Genomic DNA, 19,372 nt, shown 5'->3' on the forward strand with positions numbered 1-19,372 from the left:
GCAGCATGTAGAAATGACAAATGTGTTTGTCGTAGAGGTGAGTACAAATGTTTAGAAATATCATGAACAATCTGGCAACATGGTATGAGATTGGAGAAAATAAAGCAGCACTCATTAGAGGAGGAAAGTTTGTAGGAAAGACATGGGCAGCCCTTGATTTTGCTACAGGTTTTTTTGATGAACACATTCTTATCGATCTGGAGCAGTATCCGGATTTTTGTCAGTATATTTCAAAGGAGAGAAAGCCGGAGAAACTACATGCGAAATTAACAACTTCATTGGATAAATATGACTTTCAGGGAAAGTTATTGATTTTTGATAATGTACAGCTTAGTACAATGGCGGTTCCGAATCTGGTAGAATATGCCAGGGTAAGCAGCGGCGTGCGAATCTGTATGCTTGCAACAGTGAATGGAATGTTGCCGGGTGAAGCAGAATGCCAGGATGATCTCTTTGTGTATGAGTTAACGCCGATGACCTTTGATGAGTTTTTAAAGGCAGGAAAAGGCAGAAAGCTCTGGAAGTACATTGAGAACCAGAGACTGGAAGGATTGCCGGAGGAGGTACGGGCAAGCGTAGATACGATGCTGGATGCATTTTTAGTGACCGGGGGAATGCCGGAAGCGGTAAATGCATATTACAAAAATGAAAATTTTGAAGAAGTTGACGGTATTTTGCAAAAAACACTTGACAAGATGACCGAATATATAGTAAAAGTAACACCGAAGAAACTTTTAACAAAGGTGATGCTGATCTGGAACAGTATTCCTGTTCAGCTTACCAAAGAGAATAAAAAGTTTATGTACGGATACGTAGATCCAAAGGCGAGAGCCAGAGAGTATGAGTCGTCAGTTGACCATCTTGTACGGATCGGAGTTGTCCGTCAGGTGTACCGTGTAAAACATGGTATATTGCCACTTGCAGAGCAGGTGGATGAAAAGTCCTTTGAGATCTATCATTTGGATCATGGACTTTTAAGGATTATGGCAGGCATTCATTATTATGATATAGATCAGACCAATATCGTTGATACGATGGATGGCATGATAGCCGAGCAGTATGCGATGGAAGAATTATATGCGAATAAGAATATTGGCAGGTTGTTCTTCTGGATATCATCTGCAACAGCGAAGGTTGATTTTGTGTATGAAGGTGATGGTGAGGTTGTACCGGTTGATGTACAGACAGAGCCACATACGAAGGCACAGAGTTCCAAGGTGTTCAAGCAGAGATATAACAATGCAACGTCTATCAGAATTTCAACAGATGACATGTATATGAATAACGGACTTTTAAATGTTCCGCTATACGGCATCTGGAACTTTTAACAAACGCCGAAATAGCTCAGTTGGTAGAGCAACGCATTCGTAATGCGTGGGTCGAGGGTTCGAGTCCCTTTTTCGGCTTTGAACCTTATACCCCGAAACCTAAGAGAAAGCAAGGGATTCGGGGTATTTTTATGTCTTAAAATGGTTTTAGGGGCAGTTTAGGGGTAGAATTATGAAATTAAATTATAATAAAGCAGAGGTATTATCCGTTTTTAATGGATGATAAAAATAATCGCAATTTTTCTCAGGTAACTGCTTTCTTGGGTGTTGGCAAAAAGGGCAAAATGAAATACAATAAAAAGATGGATAATATTTAGAATAAAATCGGAGATGAAACGTTTCATGAACATGAACTGGTATAAACATTTGAAAACGATCAACCATCATAAGTGGCTGGTTATGAAAAACTGCTTCCGGGTAGGCTTATATAAACAGGGACTGCTGCATGATCTGTCCAAATACTCATGGGCGGAGTTTTCAGTGGGTGTGAAGTATTATCAGGGAGACCGAAGCCCGAATGATGCGGAACGAGAGGATAAAGGCTATACAAGTGCCTGGCTGCACCATAAAGGAAGAAATAAGCATCATCTGGAATACTGGGTAGATTACAGCACCGATCATTCCGGTGCGTTAGCGGGCTGTAAAATGCCGGAAAAATATGTAGTTGAGATGTTCTGTGACCGGATTGCAGCAAGTAAGAATTATAATAAAGAGAAGTATAACGATTCTTTCCCATTGGAATATTTCAGAAAAGGTAAGGCTAGAAAGAATCATCTGCTCCATCCGGAAACGGATGCATTGCTTGAGAGTCTGCTGGTTATGCTGGCAGAAAAAGGGGAAGATTATACTTTTGACTATATACGGCGGGAAGTATTGCATAATAAAAAACCGAAGAAAAATAGAAATAAGATCGTTATTGACAGTAACGTCAGACTGGAGAAAGTAAACAAACGGAAGAGAGGCTGAAAAGCCGGAGGGATAAATATGGATTTTACACATTTACATGTGCATACAGAATATAGCTTGCTGGATGGATCGGCGAAGATCAAGAGTCTGGTAAAGCGTGCGAAGGAACTGGGGTATGATTCACTTGCGATTACCGATCATGGCGTTATGTATGGAGTTATTGATTTTTATGAGGCAGCAAGGGCAGAGGGAATCAAGCCGATCATAGGCTGCGAGATCTATGTCAGTCCGGGGTCACGATTTGACCGTGAGAATACCAGAGGTGAGGAACGATATTATCATCTGGTGCTGCTCGCAGAGAACAATCAGGGATATAAGAACCTGTCTAAGATCGTATCCAGAGGATTTACGGAGGGCTTTTATTATAAGCCAAGAGTAGATCTGGAAGTGCTGGAACAATACCATGAGGGCATTATCGCGCTTTCAGCCTGTCTGGCGGGGGAGGTTGCCGTCAATTTAAGAAAGAATAACTATGAAGGAGCGAAAGAGGCAGCACTCCGTCATTTGAAGATATTTGGAGAAAACAACTATTTCCTTGAGATGCAGGATCATGGGCTGGCAGAACAGGCAACGGTAAATGCGGGTGTTATGCGGTTGTCCAAAGAGCTGGGTATTCCGATGGTCGTAACGAATGATTCTCACTATATACTTGCGGAGGATTGGGAGGCACACGATATCCTTCTGTGTATCCAGACAAACCGGAAGGTACATGAAGAAGATCGTATGCGCTATACAGGTGGACAGTATTATCTGAAATCCAAGGAAGAAATGTATGAGCTTTTCCCTTATGCGAAGGAGGCTCTTGCAAATACACAGAAGATTGCAGACCGTTGTAATGTAGAGATCGTATTTGGCGAGCAGAAGGTGCCGGAATTTGATGTGCCGGATGGACTGACGGCCGAGGAGTATCTGGAGAAGCTCTGTATGGAGGGCATTAGGAAGCGTTATAACCCGGTAACACCGGAGTTGATGGAGCGTCTGACCTATGAGATCAATACGATCAAGAAAATGGGATATGTAGATTATTTTCTGATTGTATCGGACTTTATAAGATATGCAAAGGATCATGGGATTGCTGTCGGACCCGGTCGTGGATCTGCGGCAGGCAGTATCGTAGCCTATTGCCTTGAGATCACAAATATTGACCCAATCCGTTATAACTTACTGTTTGAACGATTTCTGAACCCGGAGCGTGTATCCATGCCTGATATCGACGTGGATTTTTGTTACGAGAGAAGGCAGGAAGTTATCGATTATGTTGTCCGTAAATATGGAAAAGAAAAGGTCGTACAGATCGTAACCTTCCAGACGATGGCGGCACGAAATGTTATCCGTGATGTTGGTCGCGCGCTGGATCTCCCATATGCACTTTGTGATGCGGTAGCAAAGACGATCCCGATGGAGATCGGCATGAATATTGACACAGCTCTGAAGGTCAGCAAGGATCTGAAAGAGATGTATGAGGAAAATGCAGATGTCAAACAGTTGATCGATATGGCAAGAAAGTTAGAGGGACTTCCAAGAAATACCGGTATGCATGCAGCCGGTGTCGTGATCGGCAGAGATTCTATCGATGAATATGTACCGCTTGCAAGAGGCGGTGATGATTCGATCATCACCCAGTTTACAATGACAACAATCGAGCGATTAGGACTTCTGAAAATGGACTTTCTTGGACTTCGTACTCTGACCGTTATTCAGGATGCAGTAAAGTTTATAAAGCAGGAGACCGGAGTTGATATTGATATCGATCATATCGATTATGATGATAAAAAGGTATTCGAGTTGATTACGTCAGGTAAGACAGAGGGTATCTTCCAGCTTGAAAGTTCCGGTATGAAGAACTTCATGAAGGAGTTAAAGCCTCAGAGTCTGGAAGATGTCATAGCCGGAATCTCTCTGTACCGCCCGGGACCTATGGATTTTATTCCAAACTATATCAATGGTAAGGAACATCCGGAGAAGATTACCTATGACGTGCCGGAGCTTCAGGAGATCCTGGAACCAACCTATGGCTGTATTGTATATCAGGAGCAGGTTATGCAGATCGTTATGAAGCTTGCCGGATATACACTAGGACGAAGCGATCTGGTGCGCCGTGCCATGTCAAAGAAGAAAGCAGATGTCATGGCGAAGGAACGCCAGTATTTCGTATATGGAAATGAAGAATTAGGAGTGCCGGGCTGTATCGCCAGAGGCATCCCGGAAGCAACTGCAAATAAAATCTTCGATGATATGACGGATTTTGCAAAATATGCATTTAACAAATCTCATGCAGCAGCATATGCGGTTGTTGCCTATCAGACAGCATTTTTAAAATGCTATTATCCGGTTGAATTTATGGCGGCGCTGATGTCATCAGTAAAGGATAACAGTTCCAAGGTGGCGGGTTATATTCAGTCCTGCCGCCAGATGGGAATCCAGATCCTGCCGCCGGATATCAATGAAGGCTACAGCGGCTTCTCAGCAGCCAAGGGTGCGATACGATATGGCATGTCAGGGATCAAGAGTGTCGGGAGTGCAGTAGTAGACCGGATTGTAGAAGAACGGGAGGCAAATGGACCGTATAAAGACATGAAGGACTTTCTGGTTCGTATGACACCGAAGGAGACCAATAAGAAGACGGTTGAAGCATTGATCCTTGGAGGTGCATTTGACAGCTTTGGTGTGAAGAGACGCCAGATGATGATGGCATATCCGATGATGATCGATGAAGTCTATAAAGAGCGGAAAAATTCATCTGCAGGACAGATGTCATTTGCAGAATTTTTTGGCGGTGAGTTTGCAGAAGCGGCAAAGACGAAATTTCCGGATGTAGAGGAATATGACGAGCAGGAGAAGCTGGCACTTGAGAAATCTGTGCTTGGTATCTATATATCCGGCCACCCACTTCTTGATTATGAGAAACTGATGAGTGAGAAAACGGCATTTTCATCGGTGGATTTCATGATCGATGAGGAAGAAGGACGGGCAAGAGTTCCGGATCAGAGTATCTGTATTCTTGGCGGCATGGTAGCAGGTGTTACGGTGAAGCTGACAAAGAACAATCAGAACATGGCATTTGTTACGTTGGAGGACATGGTCGGACAGACGGAGATCATTGTATTTCCAAAGAAATATGAAGATTACCGGGAGAAACTGACGACAGATAATAAGATCTTTGTAAAGGGTCGGGCGACGGTTTCAGAGGAGGACGCGAAGCTGATCGCAGAAGAGATCCTGACCTTTGATGAAGTGGCGGCAGGAAATGATTTCAGCCGTTATAATAACAGTGGCAGGAAGAAGCCTCGCAGAGAAAATACAGGAAAACCGGAATTTACAGAGGGTGATCTGCAGGTCTGGGTATGCTTTGATGATAGAAAAGAATATGATGAGCTGGAGAAAGAGTTCCTGTCAATCCTGGAAGAATATAAAGGAAACTGTCCGGTATATATATTCATCAAACAGGAAAAGCAATACAAGAATATGGGAAGGGGCTTTATGGTAGACGGAGCTTCCGGTATCGTAGACCGGCTGAAGCTGGAATATGGTGTCAGCCGTGTAACCGTTCGTCCGAATAAGAAGAAATAGCAGCGTTCTTGTCTGGATTGCTTACATGGCAGATTCTGAAGGATTGCTGGAAAAGAAAATGACAGGAGGATGCAGGTATGGAGATCATTACTGCAAATTCAAATCCTAAGATAAAGAATATCAACAAGTTAAGTAAAAATGCGGCATTCCGCAAAGAAGAACAGGTATTTATAGTAGAAGGAAGCCGTATGTTCCGGGAACTTCCGGTTGACCGGGTAAAGCAGGTGTTTGTATCGGAAACGGCATATAGAAAATATGAAGCGGAGCTTTCTGTAAAAGGGATCACAGAACAGGACGGACGACTGGTTGTTGTATCAGACAGTGTGTTTCAGTCGATGTCACAGACGAAAACCCCGCAGGGACTTCTTGCTGTCGTGGATAGATATCATTACACGATGGATGATTTGATTTCTGTGATGGCTAAACATGAAGGGGGAAACACTTTTTTGGTGCTGGAATCCATACAGGATCCCGGTAATCTGGGTACGATCGTGCGGACAGCAGAGGCTGCTGACGTTACAGGTATTATCATTGGAGGGGATTCCTGTGATATATACAATCCTAAGGTGGTACGATCTACAATGGGAACGATCTTCCGGGTGCCATTTGTCTATGTGGATGATCTCATGGGTACGGTTGACAGGTTAAAGGAACATGGAATTGTTGTCTATGGGGCGCATCTGGACGGACAGGATCTGTACGCGGGAAAACTTGAAAAGAACAATGCATTCCTGATCGGAAATGAAGGAAACGGTCTGACCTATGAACTTTCTGCAAAGGCTGACCGCCTGATCCGTATTCCGATGGCAGGTCAGGTGGAATCCTTAAATGCTGCAATTTCAGCGACACTTCTTGCATATGAAGCATACAGGCAGCGAAAATGATCGGATAATAGACAAAACAAGACAAAAAAAGGCAGCATATCTTCTGGTATATAAGAATATATTTTATGGTATACATTCGAAGGGATATACCAGAAGGGAGAAAAAGCATGGAAAAAACATTAAACAATAACCAGGTGATCGTAGCGGGGGAGATCGCGTCAGACTTTACGTTCAGTCATGAGATCTTCGGAGAGGGATTTTATATGGTGGATCTTGTTGTTGCCAGACTGAGTGATACCTATGACGTAATACCACTTATGGTATCTGACCGGTTATTTGATGTAGAAAATTCCCATATTGGGGAAAAGGTGGTTGCAAGAGGACAGTTCCGTTCTTATAACAAACATGAGGAGACGAGAAACCGTCTGATCTTATCGGTATTTGTCAGGGAGATATCGGTACTGGATGATGAGGAGGACGAAGCGGAAAACAAACCAAATCAGATTTATCTGGATGGTTATATCTGCAAGGAGCCGGTGTACCGTATGACACCACTTGGAAGAGAGATTGCAGATATTCTGCTTGCAGTTAACCGGGCATATGGCAAGAGTGACTATATTCCATGTATCTGCTGGGGCAGAAATGCAAGATTTGCAGGGAAGCTGAAGGTAGGGGAGCATGTTGCGGTCTGGGGCAGGATCCAGAGCCGGGAATATCAGAAACGGATCGGGAATGACCAGATCATCAGCAAGACGGCTTATGAGGTATCTGTCAGCAAAATGGAATGTCTGGAGTAGTACGGCAAAGGGACGGTAAAGCAATGAACAGGCAGGGAAAAGAAGTTGTTACATATTGACAGAAACAGACAGGAATGATATAGTAATTTTATCTAATGGAAAAAAGAAAATTCAGTAGAGGCGCGGTATTTATCAGTAAATATATGGATATATATGGAGGTAGATGATATGTGTTGAAAGGGGATACCGCCGAAGGAAGCAGTTATCCATAGGGCTGTAACCTGGTTGTGCAGCGAATAACTGTATGACTGTCATCGTCACAGATGGAGGGCTACTTTTTCAGAAAGTATATTATTTCTAAAGGTCGGCGCTCGCGTGCCGGCCTTTTATACTGTATAGAAGAAGTAAAATTGATTCCACGAGGATTTACAGGTTTTAGATTTTAAGGAGGAAAAATTTATGTCAATTTTTGAAGGTTCAGGTGTAGCGTTAGTAACACCATTTAAGGAGAATGGCGAGGTTGATTTCGATAAGATGAAGGAGCTTGTTGAATTCCATATTGCAAATGGTACAGATGCCATTATCGTATGTGGAACAACAGGTGAAGCATCTACATTATCACATGAAGAACATCTCGCATGTATAAAGGCATGTGTAGAATATGTAGATCACAGAATCCCTGTTATCGCAGGTGCAGGTTCTAATTGTACAGGAACAGCTATTTACCTTTCTACAGAGGCAGAGAGCTATGGCGTAGATGGATTACTGTTAGTAACACCATATTACAACAAGGCAACCCAGAATGGTCTGATCGCACACTTTACAGCTATTGCGAATTCTGTAAAGATTCCAATTATCTTATACAATGTACCATCCCGTACAGGATGTAACATTCAGCCGGAGACAGCAGTTACACTTGCAAAGACTGTACCAAATATCGTAGGTATCAAGGAAGCGTCCGGTAATATCGCACAGGTAGTTAAGCTTGCAAAACTGGCAGATGGCTGTATCGATATTTATTCCGGTAACGATGATCAGGTAGTACCACTCCTGTCATTAGGTGGAAAGGGTGTTATCTCTGTAACAGCAAATATTGCTCCAAGAGATGTACATGATATGGTTAAGAAATTCATGGACGGCGATGTAAAGGGAAGTCTTGATATCCAGTTAAAGACGATCGATTTGTGTGAGGCATTGTTCTGTGAAGTAAATCCAATTCCTGTTAAGAAAGCAGTTGAGCTTATGGGCTTATGCGGCGGAACAATGAGAATGCCATTAACAGAGATGGAGCCTGCACATGTAGAGAAGTTAAAGGCCGCAATGACAGCGTACGGTTTACTTTAGAATAAAAAGAAAATACAGATGATCCGGTAGAGGATTAGGCTGTATGATATAAACAAAGATGGACAGAAGGGATACAGGAATCTGTCTGTAGTATATAAAATCCCGCAGGTTCTGCGGGATTTTTGTTTAGTTTGCGGGTACTCAGCCAAAGCTCATGTCTGCATGAGAGATTTGGCGGCTGCTACGGCAGAATGAGAAAAACACAGGATAAATGGAGGAAAAGAAAATGGTTCGAATTATAATGCATGGATGTAATGGTAAGATGGGACAGGTGATCACAGGACTTGTAGCGGATGATCCGAATGCACAGATCGTTGCAGGCATTGATATCGCAGATAACAGAGATAACGGATATCCGGTATTTACAGATATTAAAAAGTGTGATGTGGCGGCAGATGTAATCGTTGACTTTGCAGCAGCAGTAGCAGTGGATGCACTTCTTGATTACAGTGTGGAAAAACAGATCCCGGTAGTTCTCTGTACAACCGGTTTAAGTGATGAACAGCTTGCAAAGGTAAAAGAATGCAGTGCGAAGGTTGCAATCTTAAAGTCAGCCAATATGTCACTTGGAATCAACACTTTGATGAAGCTGTTAAAGGATGCCGCAAATGTATTTGCACCGGCAGGCTATGATATCGAGATCATTGAGAAGCATCATAACCAGAAGGTAGATGCACCATCCGGAACAGCGATAGCACTTGCGGATTCTATTAATGAAGCAAGAGGCGGAGAATATGAATATGTCTACGACAGAAGTCAGGTCAGAAAAAAGAGAGATAAGAAAGAGCTTGGTATCTCAGCCGTTCGTGGCGGAACGATTGTTGGAGAACATGAGGTCATCTTTGCGGGAATCGATGAAGTGATCGAGTTCAAGCATACAGCATATTCCAAGTCAGTATTTGCAAAGGGCGCAGTAGAAGCCGCAAAATTCCTGGCAGGAAAACCGGCAGGCATGTATGATATGGCAGATGTGATAGGATAGGAGAAACAATGAACCAGAAAAGGTTGTATTATGTGCTAGTTCGAAGTACGAACAGAAATTTTATCTGAATGAGGAGTTTAAAGGACTTCCGGAAGAAATAAAAAAAGAATTAAAAATCATGTGTGTATTGTTTACAGAGGATGTAGGTGGTATACTGAGGCTTGAATTTGACCAGGAGGGAAGCCTGAATCTTGTAACAGAAGCATTTGATGAGGATTTGTTATATGATGAGATCGGATGTGAGTTGAAGATCAAGCAGTTACAGAAGGACAAGCAGCAGTTGTTTTCCAGTCTGGAATTGTTTTATAAGGTATTTTATCTGGAAGACTATTAGAGGTGAGAGATGCTATTTGCAATTGATGTAGGAAATACGAATATCACGATGGGATTATTTGACGGAGAAAAGTTAGAGAAGACATTCCGTATGACGACGGGAATATCGAGAACTTCAGATGAGTTTGGTGTATTTTTGGGAGAATTGCTTCGAATGAGAAATCTTCCGTTAGATGTAATTGATGAAGTTATTATTGCATCTGTAGTACCAAATGTGATGCATTCCCTGACAAATGGAATAAGAAAATATTTTAAGTTAGATCCTCTGATCGTGGAGCCTGGGGTAAAAACAGGTATTAATATTACGATTCCAAATCCAAGACAGCTTGGTGCAGACCGTATCGTAGATGCGGTAGCAGCGTACCATATGTATGGCGGACCTGTGCTGGTGATCGATTTTGGAACTGCAACCACATATGATCTGGTAAATGGAGATGGTTCATTTATAGCAGGTGTAACTTCACCGGGTATTCGCCTGGGTGCAAATGCATTATGGAGCGGAACAGCGAAGCTGCCGGAAATTGAGATCAAGGTGCCGGATACGGTACTGTGTAAGGATACGATCTCCAGTATGCAGGCAGGTGTATGTCTTGGCTATATCGGACAGACAGAATACATTGTAAAGCGTATGCGGAAGGAATCCGGCTTTGATAATATGAAGGTTGTTGCGACCGGTGGACTTGGTAAGATGATTTATGAGAATACCGACTGCATCGATACCTATGATCCGGATCTGACACTGTATGGTCTTCGAATTATTATGGATAAACAAAAACAGGCATAGGAGTATTTATGGATTTTACGAATAAACTTGTTTTGGCGCCAATGGCTGGGGTGTGTGACCAGCCATTTCGTTTGTTGGCGAAAGAACAGGGCTGCGATATTTTATATACGGAAATGATCAGTGCAAAGGGACTGTATTATAATAATAAGAATACAGTACCGCTTCTTGCGGTATTGCCGGCAGAGGATCCGATCGGTGTGCAGCTGTTTGGTTCGGATCCGGAGCTGCTTGCAGAGATGGCGAAGAAGATCGAAGACCGTGGATTTGCATTTGTCGATGTGAATATGGGATGTCCGGTTCCAAAGATTGTAAATAACGGCGAGGGATCTGCACTGATGAAGGATCCGTTGCTAATAGGAAAGATCGTGTCGGCAATGACAAAAGCGTGTAAGCTGCCAATCACGATCAAGATCCGCAGCGGCTTTGACAGTGGGCATATTAACGCGCCGGAGATTGCACATATAGCAGAGGAAAGCGGTGCGGCTGCTGTGGCTGTTCATGGCAGGACCAGAGAACAGTATTATCACGGACATGCAGACTGGGGCGTGATCGCAGACGTGAAAGCGGCTGTGAAGATTCCTGTGATCGGGAATGGTGATATTCTGACTCCGGAGGATGTAATTCGGATGAAAGAGCAGACCAACTGTGATGCCTTTATGATCGGAAGAGGTGCGCGTGGCAATCCATGGATCTTCCATGAATTAAAGACATACTTTGAGACAGGAGAGATTCCGGCAAGACCGGATAAGCAGCAGGTGAAGGAGACGATGCTTCGCCATGCCAGACTGATGATTGATTTTAAAGGGGAATTTACAGGAATCCATGAGATGCGGAAGCATGTGGCATGGTATTCGGCAGGTATGTATGATTCTTCCAGACTTCGGAATCTGATCAATCAGGTAGAGAACTATGACGAGATGGTGGAACTGCTTGATGCATGGACAGATGGAATGCTGCTTTAAGTCATGTATGAATCCGCAGGTGTGTCAGACGTTGTTTGGAGTTATAATATAATACGTTTAGATGCAGTTATGATACAGTTTTGAAAATGTTTTAACATAATTAATAAGGATAATAGAAACAAATAGAGATGATTTTGAAATATATGCAGCCGGATGCGTGCGTGATTCAAAATTATTTCTATTTTTTTTAAGAAAAAATGCACTTTTGATGCTAAAATTTAAGAAATTACCTTCGTGGAAGTGTCCAATGTGCTAAGTTGTTGCATAATTGTTAAGATGTTAAAATGTGCAATATGCACAATTGATTAATATATAAATTGGTTATAAATACCACAAAATAATGATGATAAAATTTGTAGCCACGACATAATTAATAAAAATGGCTGGTTTGCTTGACCTTTTGATTGTCAGGCATTATAATAACGATACAAACAAGAGTTAATCTTTTTGTAACAATTTCGAAACCGAAAAGAAATTAAGGAGAGAATATTATGAAGAAATTTTCAAGCTCCAGCCAGATGTTTTCTGAGAATCTTAAGAAATATCTGAAAAGAGCAGGTATTGCTGTAGTATCCACTTCCCTTGGAGTTGCATCTGTGATCGCATTTGCATCCGATGAATCCAAACTCCATTCCGATGCAAAAATGATAGCTGTATCCCAGCTTGAATCTACAGCAATTGAAGATACTAAGGTTGAATATTCTAAGATTGAATACACAGATTTACAGAAGTCGATCAAGGACGCTGAGTTATCAGCTAAGATTGAGAAGACCGGAAAAGTAACAGAAGCAGTTGCATTGGCAAAGAAAGAAGAAGTACCGACAGAGGATGCCACAATAGCTACAGAAGCAGAGCTTGCTTTTGCTGAGAAGGAAGATACAACAAGTGCAAACCTCGTAGAGGATGTTACAGAAGAGACTGCTGAAGAACCAACAGAGGAAGCATCCTCCGCAGATATCACTGCAGAAGATATTACAACCGAGCTGGTAACAACAGAGGACACAGAAGTAACAACTACAGAAGAGACAGAATTAGCAAAGTCAAACGGTAAGAAATCAAAGAAGAATACAACAGAGGCTACAGATAAGAAGCAGCAGACAGGAATCGAAGCAACAGAAGCTACAGAGGAAGCAACAGCAGGTGCAATTCTTGTAGAAGATGACAGCTACCAGCCAGGAACTTATCTTGGTACATACACAACAACAGCTTATTGTGGATGTTCTCGTTGCTGTGGTAAGTCCGATGGAATTACAGCCAGCGGTACTTATGCAACAGAAGGAAGAACCATTGCAGCACCAAGCAGTTTTGCATTTGGTACAGAGCTTATCATTGATGGGCACACATATGTCGTTGAGGACAGAGGTGGTGCAATTCATGGTAACAGAATTGATATTTTCTTCTCAAGCCATCAGGCAGCTTTAAACTACGGAAGAAGAACTGTTGATGTATATGTTAAATAATTCAGTATAGACAGAGCGGGACAGAACCCAAAAGGTTCTGTCCTTTTTTGCGCAGCGAGTAGACCATGCCCTGCTCACTGTGTGGCAACGATAAAGCCCATGTATGGTAACAGTTTTCTATGATCGGTTATGACTCATTTCGTTTCTATTCGATACACTCATCTATTTGTCAGCAGTCGCCCTAACTCACCCTGCGGGTTCAGACAAGGGCTTGGTGCTGACAGCTAGAGTGTATCTCATTACGAAACTACATGAATGTCATTCCCGATCATAGAAGACTGTTACCATACATGGGCTTTATCTGTTATACATGTTATGCAGAAATTGTGCTTGCACATATTTCTATATGACGGCCAGAATTCATCGCGCAGATAAGTATCCGGACCTTATATTTTGTCCCGTATGTACGAAAATAGAGGGGAATATTTGTGAGATTAGGCAGGCAATTTTCATTGTGGGATCTGGCAGTTATTGGTATAATTAATTTAACTGTGAATTTATAGAAAAAGCTGTTGCAGACAGGTAATGGATGAGTGGGGTATTGCTGGAACGGCTTTTGAGAAAAAGAAAGGAGAAGGTATGAGCAGACAAAGGGACAAATGGGTTACAAGGGTCATAGCATGGATGCTGTCATTTGCAATGGCAGTAAGCCTTGTGGTGATTCCTTCAGACAAGACAGAAGCAGCGGGGGAGACGATTGCGCTGTCTTACAGTACGGATCAGGTGACAGCAAGTGGAAATGTGGATAATCAGGTCAGCCTTGATCTTGGAAATGGCGGATACAGCGATCTGTCGGAGCTTAAGAGTGCGGGGCTTACCAAGCTTCGTGTCAGCTTCGAGGTATCATCAGCCGATGGAACCGGAAATATTGGCGGACAGGCGTTTGTAAATGCGAAAGGAACATGGAAGGGTGAATGGATCAATGTGAATGCAGGCTCCGGCACTCAGACCGTAGAACTGGACTTGACACAGTTCTATAGTAAATCAGGTCAGTTATATAATTTTGGTTTTCAGTTTGAAAATGTAACAAGTATCACATACAAGATCAAAGAAGCGGTTCTGGTAAACTCAGGCAGCAGTTCAGGTGGAGATTCCGGCAGCGGTTCCGATTCTTCTGATTTTGGAACAGAGAGAGAGTATTCATCAGGTGTGACAGCAACCGTGAAGAATCAGGGAACACCAAGCAATGACTGGTCAGGCTTTGAAATGGCGATCAGCAATAATACGGGAGCATCGATCTGTGATTGGATCGTAGTATTACAGGTACCATCCGGTACGGCTTCGGCATTTAAGTGTTGGAATGCAACCTTTGTGGCAGATGGTGATACGATCTATATGTATCCGATGCAGAGTGGGGGAAATGCAGTCCTTGCGGCAGGAACAATGCAGAATGATATACCAGGTGGTGGATTCGCAGCAAAATATGTAAACGCATCCAGCATTCAGGTAAAGGGAGTTTATTATAACAAAGGAACTTCATCTTCTGTAGATTATTCCCAGGGAGATACCAATGATAATACGGGCGGCTCCGGCGGTTCCGGTGGTACCTCATCCGGTGATACCACAACGAATAAAGATCTGGATGTAGAATTCAACTATGCAAAGGCATTGCAGGAAAGTCTGTATTTCTATGACGCAAATATGTGTGGTTATCTGGAAGACACCTGTGCACTTTCCTGGCGTGGAAACTGCCATACCTATGATAAAAATGTAACATATACAAAGAATGGAAAAACCTACAATGTAGATGCTTCCGGTGGTTTCCATGATGCAGGCGATCATGTGAAATTCGGACTTCCACAGGGATATGCAGCATCCATGCTTGGAATGAGCTATTATCAGTTCAAGGATGCATTTGACGAGCTTGGTCAGAAGGAACATCTGAAGAAGATCACGGATTATTTCTGCGATTACTTTAAGCGGTGTACAGTGTATGAGGGAGATCAGGTTATCGCATTCTGCTATCAGGTAGGTGACGGTAATACAGATCATGGTGTATGGACAGCACCGGAGGGACAGACGATCAGTCGTCCGGCATTCTTTGCAGATGCGAGCAATCCGGCTACAGATGAAGTGAGTGTTGTGATCGCAGCGCTGGCATTGAACTATATTAACTTTGGAAATAATGAGGATTTAAAGACAGCAAAGGATCTCTTTACATTTGTAGAGAAAAATAATAAAGCATGTGCAACCGAGGGCGCATCATCATTTTATGCGTCTACGTCATATGGTGATGACTATGCACTTGCAGCAAGTGCGCTTGCTGTTGCTACAGGCAATACCTTTTATAATTCAGTTTATAATACATACAAAGATAATTCCGGGAATGGTGTGAATCAGTACTGGGTGATCGACTGGGCAAATACCGGAGCACTGGCATGCATGCTGCAGAAGGATACTGCAAAGATTGCAAGTATTACAGATGTATGCAAAGGCAAGAGTGCCATCGATGGAGTATTTAACTGTGTTAGTGACTGGGGCTCCTGCAGATACAGTGCAGCAGAGCAGTTTACCGGTCTGGTATATGATAAGCTGACAGGAACAACAATATATGCAGATTGGGCAACCAGTCAGATGAATTATATGTTAGGAGATAATCCGAATAAACGATGCTATATCGTAGGCTATAACGAGAATTCTAGTAAATATCCGCATCACAGGGCAGCATCCAGATCGACAGATTCAAAGATCATAAACAGCAATCATTATACGCTGCTTGGAGCTCTGGTAGGTGGACCTGGTGCAAATGGAACCTATAAAGATGATCAGGGCGATTATTATTGCAATGAAGTAGCGCTTGATTATAATGCCGGACTGGTTGGTGCGGCAGCAGGACTTTATCTGGTTCACAAGAATGATAAGACAGTAAAATTATCTTATGCAAAGAAGAATGCAACGAATTACAGTACAAAGACAGCCTCTGCGGCAGAGCTTGCTGCTGTAGGTGTGAAGACTTATTACGGAACAAATTCCGGTGATGATACAGAGGAAGAAGTAAAGGCAACAGAGATCAAGCTGAATCAGGAAACCTGTGCGCTGACAGAAGGGGAAACAGTTACACTTCGAGCAACGGTCATACCAAAGACAGCGGAACAGAAGGTTACCTGGAAGTCTGAGAATGAAAAGATTGCAACGGTTTCGGATGTCGGAAAGGTAACTGCTCTTGCAGCAGGAACAACAACGATTACGGCGGCAACGATGGATGGGACCAAGCTTACGGCAAGCTGCAAGCTTACGGTAAAAGCAGCACCGAAGGCAGTATTTTCAACAGACCAGACTGTACTGACCTGTGCACCGGTTATTTATGGATATGAGACCGGTTCTGCGGCAGAACTGGTATTAGAGAATAAAGGAGATGCAGATGGAACTGCAGCGCTTCAGTTGGAGAAAGGTGCAGGAAGTGCATTTGCGTTATCCGGCGACAGTGAAAGAAAGCTTGCACCGGCAGGAAAAACAACTGTGATCGTATCATTAAAGAATGGTAAGGATGCAGGTACTTACAGCGACAATCTGCTGATAGAGGCAGATAATGGACAGTCCTTTCAGATTCCGGTATCTGCAACAGTTGAGAAATGTCCGGTAACGGGTATTACATTCCCGACAGCAGGAATGATCGTAACCGGTCAGACACTTTCTGAGTCAGAATTATCCGGTGGAGATGAGACCTATGGAACATTTGCATGGGCAGATGCAGCAGAAAAACCGGAACGAGGAACGTATCAGGGACAGGTGGTATTAACCCTTTGTTCCGATGCGAAGAAGAATTATGCATTTGACCAGATCACAGGGTATGATGCGGCAGCAGGAACGATCACACAGAATGTGACGGTAACAGTCAGCAGAGCAGGACTTCCGGCTATCACATTCCCGGAGGCTTCTGAGCTGGTATATGGACAGAAGCTTTCTGATTCTACCTTGCCGGCGGTTCAACCGGGTATGGAACATTTGCATGGAGCACCCCGGATGTAACAATGGGCGAACAGGAAGTAGAAAATAGTATCAATCAGTATGAGGTTGTATTTACATGGAGTGATGCAAGCAAGAAGCAGTATCAGATCGAGAACTCTGATGAAGATGCTGTTTATAAAAAGATGGTTTCTGTAAAAGTACGAAAGGCAAAACAGACAGCGGTTCCGGATAGTGTGGATCTTCTTGCAAGAACAAAGGATACGATCCGGATCTCCGGTCAAGCGGGTGTCCGGTATTCCGTAGATGGAACGACATGGAAACAGGCAGTCTCCAATGGAGAGACAATTGAATTTGCCGGATTACGTAGCTTTACAAAGTATACAGTTTCAGGCAGATATGCAGAAACTGCAACTGCATATGCAGGAAAAGCAGTGGAATTGCTTACGGTATATACCCTTGTTCAGGATCCATATACGATCGATATAGCAAAGATTACGGACAAAGAATATCAGGATGCTTTACGGACAGATGATGGCAAAATAACAGTCAACTATACGGAACCGGTTCTCACACTTACGGAAGACGGCAGGGACTATGTGATCACAGGTAAGAATAAGGAGCTTGTTATTAAGGCAGGTGGGGCAACCAGGGTCACATTGGATCAGGCAGAGGTTGGAGCCGTTGCGATCATTGGAAATGCAGATGGTAAGACGGAGATCGCAAGAAAAGGAACGGTAACGATCGCAGGTAATGTTGAGACGGACGGCGGACTTGTGATCAGCGGAGATGGATTCCTTACAGTATCCGGAAAGATATCTGCAGCAGGAGATATAACGATCAAAGGCGGAAAGGTATCGGTTGATGGAGGCGTCTTAGCAGGCGGCACAGTTCTGATCCGGGATGCAGAGCTTGTCGCAGGTACAGATGAGACAGGAACGGCGATCAAAGCAGATACTGTACGGATCGAGGATTCCAAGGTAACGGTCGGAGCAGATCAGGTTACGAAGGATCCACCGATCAAATCAGACAATATTATTCTGGTTGGAGACAATACAGTAGCATCCTCTTCAGGTTCAAAGGATATCTTTTCATCGAAACCAAAGGATGAAAATGGAGATGAGATCCCGGATACGATCCTGATCGAGAAGATCACGTTAAACAAGACCAGCGTGGTATTAAATATTGGTGATACAGAACGGATCGCAGTAGCGGCCGTTATACCGGCAAATGCAACACTGAAGACATTTGACTGGAAGAGCAGCAACGAGAAAGTGGCAAGTGTATCGCAGACCGGTGAAGTGAAGGGTATAAGTGCTGGAACTGCAATTATTACAGTAACAGCAAAGGATGGAAGTGGTGTTACAGGCTTCTGCACCGTTACGGTAAAGAAGAAAGAAACAGTAACACCGACACCAACGCCGAATCCGGAAAAACCGACAACCGAGAAGCCTACGATCGAAAAGCCGACGACCGAGAAACCAACAACAGAAGCACCAAAGAAGACGGTCAAACCGACAAAGGTCAAGATTCAGGCAGCAACCAAAAAGATAGCTCCGGGAAGGAAGCTGACTTTGAAAGCAACCGTTACACCTAAGAAAGCGACAAATAAGAAAGTAAAATGGACGATCCGTAAATCGGATAAGAAATATGCATCTATTAACAGCAAGGGTGTGCTGACAGTGAAGAAAGCTGCTAAGGGAAAGACGATCAAGGTAACAGCAACAGCAGTCGGTAACAGTAAGGTGAAGGCAACCTATACGGTTAAGGTTATGAAAAAGGCAGTTAAGAAGGTTACGATCACATCGAAGAAAAAGGCAGTAAAGAAAGTAACGATCAAGAAGAAACAGTCTATAACCTTAAAAGCAAAGCTGACTCCAACAAAGGGAATCAGTAAAGAAGTGACATGGACCTCCGGTAATCCGAAGGTTGCAAAGGTAACAGCTAAGGGTAAGGTAATCGGAAAGAAGAAGGGAACGGTTAAGATCACAGCAAAAGCAAAAGACGGAAGTGGTAAGAAAGCAACCATTACCATTAAAGTAAAATAATTAATTCCATTTGTAACAGAAGGGAATAGAAAATACAGATGGCGGAAGATCGATCAAATTCTATAAAATATAAAAAACAGATTTGAGAGATACCTCCGCCGTCTTGTGTTTTGAAAATGGGTATGCTA

Annotated in this window: 12 protein-coding genes, 1 tRNA gene, 1 pseudogene and 1 riboswitch; all 14 genes and pseudogenes read left to right on the forward strand. The window is 43.2% G+C overall.

The features are described from left to right. The first annotated feature begins 47 nt into the window (after window positions 1–47). The 14 genes and pseudogenes from DW959_RS07145 (at window position 48) to DW959_RS07210 (ending at window position 19,244) form a co-directional block, all read left to right on the forward strand. Entirely contained in the window at window positions 48–1,328 is a 1,281-nt protein-coding gene (locus DW959_RS07145; protein WP_226801065.1) for a DUF4143 domain-containing protein, read from the forward strand. Between the two features lie 5 nt (window positions 1,329–1,333). Beyond that, window positions 1,334–1,406, forward strand: a tRNA-Thr gene (locus tag DW959_RS07150). Window positions 1,407–1,676: 270 nt separating this feature from the next. Further along, complete coding sequence (locus tag DW959_RS07155; protein WP_242997373.1) at window positions 1,677–2,294, forward strand: DUF5662 family protein; 618 nt, start codon at window positions 1,677–1,679, stop codon at window positions 2,292–2,294. 18 nt (window positions 2,295–2,312) lie between these two features. Then, entirely contained in the window at window positions 2,313–5,864 is a 3,552-nt protein-coding gene (locus DW959_RS07160; RefSeq protein ID WP_118615784.1) for a DNA polymerase III subunit alpha, read from the forward strand. A 77-nt stretch (window positions 5,865–5,941) separates the two neighbouring features. Beyond that, the gene (gene rlmB / locus DW959_RS07165; protein WP_181986551.1) at window positions 5,942–6,748 is read left to right on the forward strand and encodes a 23S rRNA (guanosine(2251)-2'-O)-methyltransferase RlmB; all 807 of its coding nucleotides are present in this window, start codon (window positions 5,942–5,944) and stop codon (window positions 6,746–6,748) included. A gap of 107 nt (window positions 6,749–6,855) precedes the next feature. Beyond that, the gene (locus tag DW959_RS07170) at window positions 6,856–7,485 is read left to right on the forward strand and encodes a single-stranded DNA-binding protein (protein WP_242997360.1); all 630 of its coding nucleotides are present in this window, start codon (window positions 6,856–6,858) and stop codon (window positions 7,483–7,485) included. A gap of 107 nt (window positions 7,486–7,592) precedes the next feature. Next, a riboswitch (Lysine riboswitch) is annotated at window positions 7,593–7,767 on the forward strand. Window positions 7,768–7,884: 117 nt separating this feature from the next. After that, on the forward strand, window positions 7,885–8,769 hold the full coding sequence (dapA, locus tag DW959_RS07175) for a 4-hydroxy-tetrahydrodipicolinate synthase (RefSeq protein ID WP_021944845.1): 885 nt from the start codon (window positions 7,885–7,887) through the stop codon (window positions 8,767–8,769). 226 nt (window positions 8,770–8,995) lie between these two features. Then, the gene (dapB, locus tag DW959_RS07180) at window positions 8,996–9,751 is read left to right on the forward strand and encodes a 4-hydroxy-tetrahydrodipicolinate reductase (protein ID WP_118615786.1); all 756 of its coding nucleotides are present in this window, start codon (window positions 8,996–8,998) and stop codon (window positions 9,749–9,751) included. A 19-nt stretch (window positions 9,752–9,770) separates the two neighbouring features. Continuing rightward, a pseudogene (locus tag DW959_RS07185) lies at window positions 9,771–10,085 on the forward strand (DUF6145 family protein); the annotation flags it as partial. 9 nt (window positions 10,086–10,094) lie between these two features. Then, window positions 10,095–10,868 (forward strand): type III pantothenate kinase, encoded by a 774-nt coding sequence (locus DW959_RS07190; protein WP_021944847.1) that lies wholly within the window; start codon window positions 10,095–10,097, stop codon window positions 10,866–10,868. Between the two features lie 8 nt (window positions 10,869–10,876). Then, window positions 10,877–11,830, forward strand: a complete 954-nt coding sequence (gene dusB / locus DW959_RS07195) for a tRNA dihydrouridine synthase DusB (protein WP_118615790.1) — start codon at window positions 10,877–10,879, stop codon at window positions 11,828–11,830. 491 nt (window positions 11,831–12,321) lie between these two features. Continuing rightward, on the forward strand, window positions 12,322–13,290 hold the full coding sequence (locus tag DW959_RS07200) for a 3D domain-containing protein (RefSeq protein ID WP_226801067.1): 969 nt from the start codon (window positions 12,322–12,324) through the stop codon (window positions 13,288–13,290). Between the two features lie 579 nt (window positions 13,291–13,869). Beyond that, window positions 13,870–17,259, forward strand: a complete 3,390-nt coding sequence (locus tag DW959_RS07205; protein WP_182430063.1) for a glycoside hydrolase family 9 protein — start codon at window positions 13,870–13,872, stop codon at window positions 17,257–17,259. Between the two features lie 2 nt (window positions 17,260–17,261). Continuing rightward, window positions 17,262–19,244 (forward strand): Ig-like domain-containing protein, encoded by a 1,983-nt coding sequence (locus DW959_RS07210; RefSeq protein ID WP_118615794.1) that lies wholly within the window; start codon window positions 17,262–17,264, stop codon window positions 19,242–19,244. The last annotated feature ends 128 nt before the right edge of the window (window positions 19,245–19,372 follow it).

It is taken from the genome of Clostridium sp. AM46-21 (genome assembly GCF_003480025.1).
Lineage (GTDB): Bacteria > Bacillota > Clostridia > Lachnospirales > Lachnospiraceae > Coprococcus > Coprococcus ammoniilyticus.